A 12,870-nucleotide genomic window follows, 5' to 3' on the forward strand; every position below is an offset into this window, starting at 1 on the left:
TTAAAAGAACGGTAAGATGAAGATACCAATGACAAGCGATATTGCACCGATTCCTATTGCCCAAGCTCCAAGCCCTTCGGCTCCTCTTCGCCTAGCCATAAAACCTAACACAATACCTACTGCCCCAAATAGTATTGGCATTACAAACAGAGATAAAATAGATAATGCTAAAGCAGCATAACCCATTCCAGTACCAGCGTTTGTTTTGGTCTCGCTAGAACTGTTCCCATTATCTCTTTTGCGGATTACAGGAACAGGAGCTGCAATTTCTGCTGCTGTTTCTTCTCTATACTCTGGATCATTTGTAATGTCTTTTCCTATATAGTAATCTTGACCATTTGAGCTGACTTTAGTGTCTTTCTTTAGGTCTACCATCCTGATCCCTCACTTTCAGTAATAGGAGCATTTATTATTGTTAGCCTGTTTCTCTTTTTTAGTATGTTAATGATTGTCTCTATTAGGAAATTATTTCCAAATTGTGTTATAAAAACATTTCCTTTAGTGAACTGCAGGTCTTTGGTAAAATATAATAATAAATAAAAACAAGTCATTTGAAGGTGAATACACATGGGAAAAAGATTTGGAATTGATATAGATGGGACAGTAACCTGTCCAGAAGCACTGTTACCATATATAAATAAAGGGTTTGGATTGAATATAACCTTAGAAGACGTCAAACAATATGATTTAACAAAGGTTGTAAATGTTCCAGAAGAGCAATTCACGAATTGGTTTACTGAAAATGAGCCAATTATTTATGAAGGGTCTCCCCTTGCAAAAGGAGCAGAAAAAGTCCTGAATTCTTGGAAAAAAGAACATGAATTATTTTTTATAAGTGCCAGAGGAGCACACTTACTTGAAAATACAAAAAATTGGTTTAGTAAGAGGGGAATAACTTACCACCATATTGAATTAATTGGTTCACATGATAAGGTGGCAACAGCCCAAAGGCATCAGGTAGATATTTTCTTGGAGGATAAGCATGATAATGCTGTAATGATACATGAAGAATGTAACATACCAGTTCTCTTATTTAATACCCCCTATAATCAAGAACCAATACCTAAAGGTGTTATTCGGGTAAATGACTGGTTTGAAGCAAACGCGTGGGTAAAGAAATGGTTATTGGAGTAACAAAAAGAAACAGCTTTTAGGATAAGCTGTTTCTTTTTGTTAATGGCATTCTGGACAGCGCCCATAGATTTCAAATTTGTGGCCTGAGACGTCATAACCTTTTAAGTCTTCACTCAGTATGTTCATTGGACAGGTATCTATTTCTTTTGTCTTTCCACAATCTAAACAGATAAAATGGTGATGATGATGGTGCCGAGAACAGCTAAAGCGAAAATGCTTTTCACCAGACAATTCCGTCATTTCAAGAATTCCCATACTTACAAAAAGAGAAAGATTCCGGTAAATCGTATCAAAGCTTAATCCTGGATAATCCTCTTTTAATTCATCCAAAACGTCCTTTGCTGTTAAATATTTATCACTATCAGCAAAAAGCTGTAGCATGTCTTCCCTTTTTCCTGTTTGCTTGAAACCATTTTCCTTTAGATATTGAATTGCTTCATCTACATTCATCTGGCTGCACCCCCTACTGAAACCTGCCTTTTTATCCTTATCTTTCTATAAAGAATAGTTATTACTAAAATAATAACAGCTATCATTACGATTGTTCCTCCTGGAGCAAGGTCCAAATAATAGGCTGAAAACAATCCCCCAAGTACCGAAATCTCTCCAAAAATAACAGATAATAATAGAGTTTGTTTGAACCCTTTAGCAATTCGCATGCTTGCTGCTACAGGCAGAGTCATTAATGAAGAAACGAGAAGAATTCCGACAATCCGCATCGAAGCAGCTATAACGAGCGCAACCATCACGATAAAAACAAAATGAATACTCTTCACGGCAATCCCTGATGCTTTCGCGTGTTCCTCATCAAAAGATAAGACAAATAGCTCTTTATACAATAAAATAATCACCAAAACAACGGCAATACTGATAAATAAGATAACCCATAAATCTGTACGGCTCACTGCAGAAACACTGCCGAACAAATAACTAAACAAATCTGTATTAAAGCCATCAGCCAGTGAAATAAAGATAACCGATAGACCAATGCCGCTAGATAAAATGATCGGTATCGCAAGTTCTTGGTAATGTTTATAAACCGCTCGGAGCTTCTCGATAAACAATGAGCCCCCTACCGAAAAGACCATTCCCATGTAAAGAGGATTTAATCCAATCATCGAAGTAAAGTATTTTTCAACTAATAGGCTAAAGGCAATTCCAGCCAGTGTAACATGGCTTAGGGCATCAGCAATTAAAGACAATCTTCTAACAACTATAAAAACCCCGATCAACGGACCTATAAAACCAATCAAAATCCCTGTAAAAAAGGCATTTTGCAAAAATTCATATTGAAGTATTCCTTGAATCATTATCTAGAGCCTCCATGATCATGGGTATGGGCGAGCAGGTGGACATCATGCCCGTAAAGTGCCGACATATCCTCTGTTCTATGCTTTTCAAATTCGCAGGTCTCACCATGGAAATGCAAATATTTATTTAAACATGCAACATGGCTCACTTTATCCGAGATGGTACCAATATCATGGGTAACTAAAAGAAGTGTAATACCACGACTTTTATTCAGGCCTTCAAGCATTTGATAAAATGCTTTCACATGCTCCGCATCCACGCCGACAGTAGGTTCATCTAGGATTAATAGCTTGGGATCACTAACAAGAGCGCGGGCAATAAACACCCTTTGCTGTTGACCGCCAGAAAGCTCTCCAATATTGCGTTGACTAAACTTCATCATATCTACTGAATCTAATGCGTCCGTCACCATTTGACGGTGCTCTTTTTTAAGGAAACGAAATAATCCTAGCTTTTTAGTTAATCCACTAGCAACCACTTCAAATACAGTTGCAGGAAATCCTGTATTAAATGAATTTGCTTTTTGTGACACATAGCCAATTTTCTGCCAATCTTTAAATTTATTCAAATCTTGACCAAATAAACTAATTTTACCCCTTTGGGGCATAAGCAGGCCTAAAATCAATTTTAGAAGCGTCGACTTGCCAGAACCATTTGGCCCCACAATCGCCAAAAACGAACCATTTGGGATCGTTAAATTAATATCCTCAAGGACAGTATCCTTCTCGTATTGGTAGGAAAGTTGTTCTATTTCAATTATTGATTGCATCTTGTATCACACCTTTAATTTTAAGAATCATTCCGATTTAGCTTTTAGTAGTATACAACAGGTATTTCTTAATGTAAAGTACGGCACTCAAAGCGGAACAAAATTCACAAATTTCCCATAATCTTCATACAGTAGATGGAGGAGTGGTGAGTTTGAAAATATTTGAGAACATCATTAATCATAAGATTAATACGATTTCTGGGGAAGAATTATTAAAATACGCTAACCAATTTAACATCAAGGTAAATCGGCAGCAAGCAAATAAAGTAGCACAATTTTTACAAGGAAAAAATGTCAATATTTTTGATTCCCGCCAACGAACAACATTAATTAAAGAAATTGCTAAAATTGCTGGTCCTGAAACGGCACGTGAAGTGAATAAATTATTTGTGCAATTCACTAAAAATTAGAAAAAGCTGCGCATTTGATGTGACACCCCAAAGTTATAGATTTTACTCTAACTTTTGGGGTGCGGTACATTTTATGCACAGCTTTTCTTCTTTAAGATTGTAAAATTTTCCCAATCAAGTCCTCGTCAAATGCTTTTTCTCGAAGCATATTCAACTCAAAACGGTAAGGTGCCTTTTTGTTGTTTTTATCTTCACCGACAAATGGAGTTTCAAGTATCTTCGGAACACTTGTAAGCTGTGGATGATGAACAATATAGTTAAGGGCTTTAAAGCCGATATGTCCAAAGCCAATATTCTCATGACGGTCTTTTCTCATCCCGACTGCATTTTTACTATCATTGATATGAAGTACTTTTAATCTTTCGATACCAACAATTTTATCAAATTCATTCAATACGCCATCAAAGTCCTCAACAATGTTGTAGCCCGCATCATGTGTATGACATGTATCAAAACAGACAGAGAGTTTATCATTATAATTTACACCATAAATGATCATTGCCAATTCCTCAAACGATATACCGCACTCAGAGCCTTTTCCAGCCATGGTTTCTAAAGCAATCTGAACCTGCTCCTTACCGGTTAATACTTCATTTAACCCTTCGATTATCCTCTTTATACCTGCTTCAGTGCCTGCACCTACATGGGCCCCTGGGTGGAGAACGATTTGCTTTGCACCTAGAGCTTCCGTACGTTCGATTTCTGTGGTAAGGAACCTGACTCCTAAGTCAAATGTATCTGGATTCGTTGTGTTTCCAATATTGATGATATAGGGGGCATGGACAACAATTTCCGAAATCCCATGTTCCTCCATATGTCTTCTTCCTGCTTCAATATTTAAATCCTCAATCTTTTTTCTTCTAGTATTTTGGGGTGCGCCTGTATAAATCATAAACGTATTAGCACCATAAGAAACAGCTTCCTCACTGGCAGCCAGCAACATTTTGCTACCGCTCATCGAAACGTGTGATCCTAGTTTCAACATTGCTTCGCTCTCCCTTCTTGCTTTATTTCTTTCTCTGCTCTATTCTTCTTTCGCGCTTCTTTATTTTATCCATTTCCCACTGCATTTTCTTTTTATATCCCGGCTTTACCTTTTGTGGTTTCTTCACTAGTGATTTGGCTTTCTTCTCTGCTGCATCCTCTTGTCTTACACGTGTTTTCCTTTTATTTCGTTCCTCTAGCACAAGGAATTCTTCCTTTTTAAGGTCAATATATTTAAATTGGATACCCATTTTTTCTAAGCGATTTAATGCATCTTCATCAGCGATTTCATAAATAGTAAGCGCAATTCCAGAATTCCCAGCTCTTGCGGTTCTGCCTACACGATGAATATAAAAATCCAGATCCGTTGGCAATTCATAGTTGATGATATGGCTTATCCCTTCGATATCAATTCCTCTAGAGGCAAGATCTGTTGCCACAATGTATTGGTATTCTAAATCTTGGATTTGCTTCATCATTTTTTTTCGTTCCCGCGGGCTTAAATCACCATGTACTCTTCCAACCTTTAAACCCTTTTCAGTTAAAAAGTCCGCTACTTCTTCAGCCATTTTTTTTGTATTGGTAAACACGATCGCTAAATAGGGATTGTATTTTACCAATGCATCATGAACTAGCTGCTTTTTATTACGATGCCTTGAAGGCAAAAGGTAATGCTCCAGGTTTTCTGCTGTTTTGCTTTTGGGTTCAATATGAACCATTTTTGGATTTTCCATATACTTTTTAAGAAAAGGTTTAAGTTTTTCTGGAATCGTTGCAGAAAACACTAGCATCTGTAGTTTTTCGGGCATTTTAGCTGCTACTTTGTCTAAATCCTCAATAAAACCCATGTCTAACATCATATCGGCTTCATCGACTACAAGCATTGATGCGGTATGAACAAATAATGCTTTTTCTGCCATAAGATCATTAATCCGACTTGGGGTACCAACCACAATATGAGGCTGGACCTTTAATTTGTCTATTGATTTTTGCTTGTCCGTTCCCCCAATATAGTTTCTTGACATGATTGCTTGATCCGGACTGCAATGCTCAGTTACTTTTAGAATTTGCTGATAGATTTGTGTAGCAAGCTCTCTCGTAGGTGCCGTGATGACAGCTTGAACCTCTTTACGTTCAGGTTTAATTTTTTCAAGAATCGGCAGTACAAAGGCAAGGGTTTTTCCTGTACCAGTTTGCGATTGACCAATAGCACTTTCATTCTTTAAAACTAATGGAACCATCCGTTCTTGGATTTCAGTAGGCTCATAAAAGCCAAAATCTTTTATTGCTTCTATAATGAAAGGTTGAAACTTAAAACGATCAAAACGATTTTCCTTCATGTAATTGCTCCTTATTTTTAAATAAACTTGGTTTTTGGAGTAGTTTTCTTGTACTAGCAAGAGCTTCCACTTTTCTTTCCATCATGTAATTATAGTAAAGTTTTGTCCAAATAACCAGCTATCTTCTTCTTATTATTAATCTTTTACCTTTGGCAGAGTTTTAATCATCAAAATTTATTGTTTGTCCTGTGCCTTTAACCTAAACCAAAATTAGTTAAATGCATACCCTAAAACATAGGAATATAGTGAGAGGAGGTTATGGTATGCAGCCTAGACAAAGATTCCCTGTCCAAAGAGGGATGATGATGCGCCAAGGACAGTTTACAGGTCATGGACAAATGATGGGTCCTTTTGGCGGTGGAGGCCCCATGATGGGCCCACCACGCCAATATAGCGCCAATCCAAGGATGGGACAAATGATGGGGAGGTCGCAGGGTAGGAGAAGTGGCGGCGGACTATTATCAAAGATTCTTGGTGGGAAAAGTACCGGCAGCCAGTTCGGAGGGCTTGGTGGCATGCAAGCAGCTGGACGCAGCGCATCAAGTAGTGGTGGTGGTATCGGTTCGATTCTTAAGACCTTAAGCAATCCAAATGGGATAAATGGATTTTTGAATAATACACAGCAAATCTTACAGCATGCACAATCACTAGGACCAATGATTCAGCAGTATGGACCCTTAGTCAAAAACCTGCCGGCAATGTGGAGATTATATAAGGGGCTAAAAGATGCACCAAGTGCGGAAACGGCAGTGGAAAGCACTTCAAAGGATCCTGAAGCCAAAGAAAGTGTCCAATCCATTACAACTGGAAAGAAAAAAAGACCAAAAAAGAAAACCAGCACTCAAGTGGAAGCTGAGGATAATAAAAAGCAAAACAGCCACAGGGGTTCATCCCTACCTAAACTATATATTTAAGCAGAAAGATGCTATGATTTAGCATCTTTCTTTTTTGCAAAAAGATTCAGAATAAACGTATCTTTGTATTATATCTATTAATTTTATATAATAAATACATAGATTCAAAGTATGTTCCTATAGGAGGACTTCTTATATGCAAATTATCAAGATATCACCCCGCGGATATTGTTATGGCGTTGTCGATGCTATGGTTATAGCTAGAAACGCTGCATTAGATAAATCACTGCCACGTCCCATCTATATATTAGGGATGATTGTTCATAATAAACATGTGACAGACGCTTTTGAAGAAGAAGGAATTATCACCCTTGACGGCGAGAACCGTATGGAGATATTAGAAAAAGTAAACACTGGAACAGTTATCTTCACTGCTCATGGAATCTCACCTGAAGTTAGAAAGCTAGCAAGAGATAAGGGATTAGTTACACTGGATGCCACCTGCCCTGATGTTACAAGAACACATGACTTGATAGAAGAAAAAACAAAGCAAGGCTTCCAGGTTATCTATATCGGCAAAAAAGGTCACCCTGAGCCAGAAGGCGCAGTTGGTGTGGCACCTGGCCTCGTTCATCTAGTCGAAACACCTGCAGATGTCGAAGCATTAACACTTGATAGTGAAAGGTTGATTGTAACGAATCAAACGACTATGAGCCAATGGGACGTAGCTGATACAATGAAAAAAGTTCAGGAGAAATACCCGCATGCAGATGCTTATAACGAAATATGCAATGCTACACAGGTACGCCAGGAGGCAGTTGCCGGGCAAGCGACAGAGGCAGATGTTACCATTGTTGTCGGAGATCCAAAAAGTAATAACTCCAATCGCCTCGCACAAGTATCTGAAGAGATCGCAGGAACAAAAGCATATCGCATTGCTGATATTTCGGAGTTAGAAATCGATTGGATAAAAAATGCAAAGAATGTTGCTGTTACATCTGGTGCTTCAACACCTACACCCATTACGAAGGAAGTTATTTCATTCCTTGAACAATTTGATCCAAGTAACGAAGCAACCTGGGAACGTAAAAAAAATGTTCCTCTAAATAGAATACTTCCAAAGGTAAAAAAATAAAAATCTTTTAAGGTAACCGTATCTCAGAAAAAACCAGTCCTTCTTAGTCATTTGAAGGACTGGTTTTTGTGTTATAAAACTGAACTTGTTTTTTAAGCGTTTATTAAAGACAGTTCCATTACCGACCAACTGGGTTTTGTCCTTAAGAGACCTTATTAAAGACATTTCACCAGTTTCCTTGTTGGGTTTTGTCTTTAAGAGGGCTTATTATAGACATTTCACCAGTTTCCTTGTTAGGTTTTGTCTTTAAGCAAGCCTATTACAGACTTTCCACCAGTTTCCTTGTTAGGTTTTGTCTTTAAGCAAGCCTATTACAGACTTTCCACCAGTTTCCTTGTTAGGTTTTGTCTTTAAGCAAGCCTATACAGACTTTCCACCAGTTTCCTTGTTGGGTTTTGTCTTTAAGAGGGCTTATTAAAGACATTTCACCAGTTTCCTTGTTAGGTTTTGTCTTTAAGAGGGCTTATTATAGACATTTCACCAGTTTCCTTGTTGGGTTTTGTCTTTAAGCAAGTTTACAGACTTTCCACCAGTTTCCTTGTTAAAGCAAGCCTATTACAGACTTTCCACCAGTTTCCTTGTTAGGTTTTGTCTTTAAGCAAGCCTATTACAGACTTTCCACCAGTTTCCTTGTTAGTTTCCTTGTTAAGTTTTGTCTTTAAGCAAGCCTATTACAGACATTTCACCAGTTTCCTTGTTAGGTTTTGTCTTTAAGCGCCCTCCTAGTAGACAATTCACTGGTTACCTTGTTGCGTTTTGTCCTTTAGACAGTTCATTAAAGAAGTTCCCCTTATCGCCCAAAGGGTTTTGTCTTTAAGAGCGCTTAATTGGTAGCAGACTAATAAATACCATTAAATTGTCTGAAATGGATCAGTATTCACTTCTGATGGGAAAATTTCAACCTCATATCCTGAATCCATACACATTTTCTTTAAAGTATCAGTAAGTCCCTGTTTCATGATTTTCTCCACATTATGCCCGGGATCAATCATGTTTAGGCCCTGCATCATCGCATCATGTGCGGTGTGATAATAAATATCACCTGTTACATATACGTCAGCACCTTTAAATTTGGCATGAGTGAAATATTTATTTCCATCCCCGCCCAATACCGCAACTTTTTTTACTTTTGACGTTAAATCACCAACAACACGTACGGTTTTAACATTAAGAGCCGATTTAACCTTTTCAGCGAATTCTGCTAAAGTCATCTCATTAATCTTTCCGATTCTCCCAAGGCCAAGCACTTCACCTTGGTTATCTACTGGGTAAACATCATAGGCGACCTCTTCGTATGGATGTGCCTTTAACATTGCCATGATTACCTTTTTAAGCTGAAGCTCGGGAACAATCGTTTCAATCCGCACCTCATCAACTGTCTCTAAATGACCTTGTGTCCCAATTGTTGGATTTGTGTTTTCTCCTGGTAAAAATCGACCGCTGCCATCGGTTGTAAAGGAACAATGACTATAATTGCCAATATGACCCGCCCCAGCATTACCCAGTGCGTCCAAGACCTTTTCAGCATCACTTCTAGGAACGAATACAACAACTTTCTTGAGCTTTATTTCATAAGTAGGTACCAATACTTCTGTTTTTTCTAAACCTAGGGCCTCAGCAAGTAAATCATTCACACCGCCTGTAGCTACATCGAGATTCGTATGGGCAGCATACACGGCAATATCATGCTTTAAAAGCTTTTCAATCATTCTTCCTTGAACCGTATCGGTAATTACATTTTTTAGCGGACGAAAGATCGGCGGATGATGGGCAATAATTAACTGGACATTGCTTGCTATGGCTTCATCTATAACCTCTTCTAACACATCAAGTGCAATCATCACCCGATCCACTTTCTTATTTAATCGACCGACCTGCAGGCCAATTTTATCCCCCTCCATCGCCAATCCTTTAGGAGAGAACTGTTCAAAAAGTTGAATGATTTCATGCCCGTTCACTTTCTTCATCATTCAAAACCTCCTCTGCCAGCTTTAGCTTAGTAATAAGCTCCTGTTTCTTTTCATCTGTTTCAATAGATGGTGCGGCACTTTCAAGCTGCTCGTATATTCGTTGCCAATTCTTCTGTTCTAAGCCCCATTTTTTCTTAAATGCATCTTCTTTTCTTTGAAGCAAGAAGGGTCCAAATAAAAGTCCTATTTCCATTTGTCCGGAATTATAAGGATTACCGGGATTTCCTTTTTCAGCAACTAATACTTCATATATCTTTCCATCTTCTTCTATAATCTCTTCCGCAATCAGTTCCCACTTATTTTCAAGGAGCCATGTACGGATTGAAATCGCATTAATATTCGGCTGCAAGACAAGCCTCTGTACCGAACCAAGCTTTTCTTTCCCTTGTTCTAGAATATTTGCGATTAAGCTTCCGCCCATTCCGGCAATGGTGATACAATCAGCCTCCTCTGGCTGAAGTACAGCTAAACCATCACCCATTCGAACAGATATTTTATCCGCCAATCCCTCAGATAAAACATTCCTTTCTGCAGACTTAAACGGTCCCAGCACCACTTCCCCTGCGATTGCATATGTAATCTGTTTATTTTTTATTAGATAACATGGTAAATATGCATGATCAGAACCTATGTCTGCCACCCTTGACCCACTTGGAACATACTTTGCAACCGCAGCTAAACGCGCTGATAATTTATCTGTATTCAAAAAACACCACACCTTAATCTTATTTATGTATAAACATTCGCTAAATATAGTATAAAAAAAGTCCTTTACATATGCAAAGGACCTTTCTTTAATAAAATTATTACTTCAAAGTGGCTAACCAATCTGCCATAGCTTCAGCTTGTTCAGGCTTAACCATACCCCCAGGCATATTTCCTTTACCTTTAACCACGATGTCCATAATATCTTCCTTTGATAACTTATCACCGACACCCGTTAATGCAGGACCCATACCACCTTCATAGTTACCGCCATGGCAGCCTATACAAGAAGACTTGTAAGTATCTTCAGGCTTAGCTGCAACTGTTTCAGCAGTTTCAGTACCGCCTTCTTTTTCCTTGGCTAAATCCTTGCTATCCCCGAGGCCTTTGAAAGAGAATAAGAACATTAGTGCGATTCCAACAATCGCGATAAGAGCGAAAGGAATAAGTGGATTTCGTTTCATCATATAACCTCCCTTATGTACGTATAACTGTAAATAATACTAACACTACAAACAACTTCTATTTTACTTGAAAAATCCTAGAAGGAAAAGACCCAAACATACTTTAGCATGATAATATTTATAAAAAAGGTAACACACTGATACTTTCAGTTTTCCGTCACGCCATTAACCTTCCCTATTTCGCCTTTTAACAACCAACTAATCTGGTAATAACGGTTCTTTGTATTTCTAAAGTACACTCACCAATTTCCAGAAGCTTCGCATCACGCAGCATTCTTTCAACATGGTATTCCTTCATATCCCCCTAGATAACCTTTAGATACGTTTTCAATTTTATTATACTTGGGGTTCACCCATTTTCCCAACATTAATAATATTTAAAATAAATTATATTATTCAAAAACAAACAAAAATAAAGTATGATAAGAATAGGTCACAATAATAAGCAATTTCCGAACGTAGTACTTTCAAAGATCTTTAATTGCGAACCAAAGTTTTTTATTATGTCCATTTGCAAACTGAAAGACAATTCAGTAAAATAAATACAAGAAAGTGCTTACATTAACAATTTTGAAATAAAAAAATAGTTTACCCCTGTAAATAGAAGTAAACTACCTTTTTTTGTATTTCAAATGATTTTACTCTAAAAAGTCTTTCAAGCGCTTGCTTCTACTTGGATGCCGTAACTTACGCAAGGCTTTTGCTTCAATCTGGCGAATCCGTTCTCGAGTTACACCAAAAACCTTTCCAACTTCTTCAAGAGTACGAGTGCGTCCATCATCTAAACCAAAGCGTAAACGTAAAACGTTTTCTTCACGATCTGTAAGGGTATCGAGCACATCTTCAAGCTGTTCTTTTAATAATTCATAGGCAGCATGCTCTGAAGGAGAGGTTGCATCCTGATCCTCGATAAAGTCACCAAGGTGCGAATCATCTTCTTCACCAATCGGTGTTTCAAGCGAGACTGGTTCTTGTGCAATCTTTAATATTTCTCTAACCTTGTCTGGAGTCAGATCCATATCTTCACCAATTTCTTCAGGTGATGGTTCACGACCCAAGTCTTGAAGTAACTGACGTTGAACGCGAATTAACTTATTTATGGTTTCAACCATATGAACAGGGATACGTATCGTTCTTGCTTGGTCAGCAATTGCACGAGTGATAGCTTGGCGTATCCACCATGTAGCATAGGTACTAAACTTAAATCCTTTACGGTAATCAAATTTTTCTACCGCTTTGATTAAGCCCATATTTCCTTCTTGAATAAGGTCAAGAAACAACATGCCACGGCCAACATAACGCTTCGCAATACTAACAACAAGACGAAGGTTTGCCTCAGCTAGACGGCGTTTCGCTTCTTCATCGCCTTCTTCAATGCGATTTGCCAGTTTGATTTCCTCTTCACCGGACAGTAAATCGACACGACCAATCTCTTTTAAATACATTCGAACAGGATCATTAATTTTAACTCCGGGAGGAACACTTAAATCATTTAGATCAAACTCATCATCATCTTCTTTTGCTAATTTTTTTGCACTTGGACCTTCTTCGTCACTTTCTCCAACTAATTCAATTCCTTGCTCACCGAGGAATTCTAAGAATTCATCCATTTGCTCAGAATCTAAATCAAAATTAGCCATCTTTTCAGCAATATCGTCATGGGCCAGGACACCGGTTTTTTTTCCCAGTACAACTAACTGGTCTTTAACTTGTTCTAAGGTCAACTCATTTTCAGTTGCCTCTTTTGAACGGGCTGATTTTTCAGCCATATGTCCCCCTCCTTCCAGAATAAAA

14 protein-coding genes and 1 pseudogene are annotated in these 12,870 nt (G+C 38.1%); 4 read left to right on the plus strand and 11 right to left on the minus strand.

The window, feature by feature from the left end; all coding sequences use genetic code 11:
- Nucleotides 1-375, minus strand: a complete 375-nt coding sequence (locus NSS81_RS04405) for a DUF4190 domain-containing protein (protein WP_342432330.1) — start codon at nt 373-375, stop codon at nt 1-3.
- Between the two features lie 192 nt (nt 376-567).
- Between NSS81_RS04405 and NSS81_RS04410 the strand changes: the two genes are divergently transcribed.
- Nucleotides 568-1,134, plus strand: a complete 567-nt coding sequence (locus NSS81_RS04410) for a hypothetical protein (protein ID WP_342432331.1) — start codon at nt 568-570, stop codon at nt 1,132-1,134.
- A 39-nt stretch (nt 1,135-1,173) separates the two neighbouring features.
- Here the strand turns inward: NSS81_RS04410 and NSS81_RS04415 are convergent, their stop codons facing one another.
- Genes NSS81_RS04415 through NSS81_RS04425 form a run of 3 tightly spaced genes read right to left on the minus strand, consistent with a single transcriptional unit; the run spans nt 1,174 to nt 3,214 of the window.
- Nucleotides 1,174-1,584 carry a Fur family transcriptional regulator gene (locus NSS81_RS04415; RefSeq protein ID WP_342432332.1) on the minus strand — a complete coding sequence of 137 codons (411 nt, stop codon included), beginning with the start codon at nt 1,582-1,584 and terminating at the stop codon, nt 1,174-1,176.
- Complete coding sequence (locus tag NSS81_RS04420; protein WP_342432333.1) at nt 1,581-2,444, minus strand: metal ABC transporter permease; 864 nt, start codon at nt 2,442-2,444, stop codon at nt 1,581-1,583. The genes NSS81_RS04415 and NSS81_RS04420 overlap by 4 nt, the downstream gene beginning before the upstream one ends.
- Complete coding sequence (locus NSS81_RS04425; RefSeq protein WP_342432334.1) at nt 2,444-3,214, minus strand: metal ABC transporter ATP-binding protein; 771 nt, start codon at nt 3,212-3,214, stop codon at nt 2,444-2,446. The genes NSS81_RS04420 and NSS81_RS04425 overlap by 1 nt, the downstream gene beginning before the upstream one ends.
- Nucleotides 3,215-3,366: 152 nt before the next feature.
- Between NSS81_RS04425 and NSS81_RS04430 the strand changes: the two genes are divergently transcribed.
- The gene (locus NSS81_RS04430) at nt 3,367-3,624 is read left to right on the plus strand and encodes a DUF2624 domain-containing protein (protein WP_342432335.1); all 258 of its coding nucleotides are present in this window, start codon (nt 3,367-3,369) and stop codon (nt 3,622-3,624) included.
- A gap of 91 nt (nt 3,625-3,715) precedes the next feature.
- On the opposite strand, the gene NSS81_RS04435 is transcribed toward NSS81_RS04430, so the two are convergent.
- On the minus strand, nt 3,716-4,609 hold the full coding sequence (locus tag NSS81_RS04435; RefSeq protein ID WP_342432336.1) for a deoxyribonuclease IV: 894 nt from the start codon (nt 4,607-4,609) through the stop codon (nt 3,716-3,718).
- Nucleotides 4,610-4,631: 22 nt separating this feature from the next.
- Nucleotides 4,632-5,948, minus strand: a complete 1,317-nt coding sequence (locus NSS81_RS04440) for a DEAD/DEAH box helicase (RefSeq protein ID WP_342432337.1) — start codon at nt 5,946-5,948, stop codon at nt 4,632-4,634.
- A 263-nt stretch (nt 5,949-6,211) separates the two neighbouring features.
- Here NSS81_RS04440 and vrrA point away from each other — a divergent pair, with 263 nt between their 5' ends.
- Together vrrA and NSS81_RS04450 are read left to right on the plus strand one after the other, a co-directional pair.
- Complete coding sequence (gene vrrA / locus NSS81_RS04445; protein ID WP_342432338.1) at nt 6,212-6,862, plus strand: VrrA/YqfQ family protein; 651 nt, start codon at nt 6,212-6,214, stop codon at nt 6,860-6,862.
- Between the two features lie 136 nt (nt 6,863-6,998).
- Nucleotides 6,999-7,937, plus strand: a complete 939-nt coding sequence (locus NSS81_RS04450; RefSeq protein ID WP_342432339.1) for a 4-hydroxy-3-methylbut-2-enyl diphosphate reductase — start codon at nt 6,999-7,001, stop codon at nt 7,935-7,937.
- An 851-nt stretch (nt 7,938-8,788) separates the two neighbouring features.
- On the opposite strand, the gene NSS81_RS04455 is transcribed toward NSS81_RS04450, so the two are convergent.
- The 5 genes and pseudogenes from NSS81_RS04455 to rpoD all read right to left on the minus strand — a co-directional run bounded on the left by NSS81_RS04455 (nt 8,789) and on the right by rpoD (nt 12,845).
- On the minus strand, nt 8,789-9,904 hold the full coding sequence (locus NSS81_RS04455; RefSeq protein WP_342433934.1) for a Nif3-like dinuclear metal center hexameric protein: 1,116 nt from the start codon (nt 9,902-9,904) through the stop codon (nt 8,789-8,791).
- Entirely contained in the window at nt 9,882-10,613 is a 732-nt protein-coding gene (locus tag NSS81_RS04460) for a tRNA (adenine(22)-N(1))-methyltransferase TrmK (protein WP_342432340.1), read from the minus strand. The genes NSS81_RS04455 and NSS81_RS04460 overlap by 23 nt, the downstream gene beginning before the upstream one ends.
- 100 nt (nt 10,614-10,713) lie before the next feature.
- Nucleotides 10,714-11,076 carry a cytochrome c550 gene (cccA, locus tag NSS81_RS04465; RefSeq protein ID WP_342433935.1) on the minus strand — a complete coding sequence of 121 codons (363 nt, stop codon included), beginning with the start codon at nt 11,074-11,076 and terminating at the stop codon, nt 10,714-10,716.
- Nucleotides 11,077-11,263: 187 nt separating this feature from the next.
- Nucleotides 11,264-11,380 (minus strand): annotated as a pseudogene (locus NSS81_RS04470) (acyl-CoA dehydrogenase family protein); the annotation flags it as partial.
- 334 nt (nt 11,381-11,714) lie between these two features.
- Nucleotides 11,715-12,845 (minus strand): RNA polymerase sigma factor RpoD, encoded by a 1,131-nt coding sequence (rpoD, locus tag NSS81_RS04475; protein WP_342432341.1) that lies wholly within the window; start codon nt 12,843-12,845, stop codon nt 11,715-11,717.
- Between the last annotated feature and the right edge of the window lie 25 nt (nt 12,846-12,870).

It is taken from the genome of Neobacillus sp. FSL H8-0543 (assembly GCF_038592905.1).
In the GTDB taxonomy this organism is placed as follows: domain Bacteria; phylum Bacillota; class Bacilli; order Bacillales; family Cytobacillaceae; genus Neobacillus.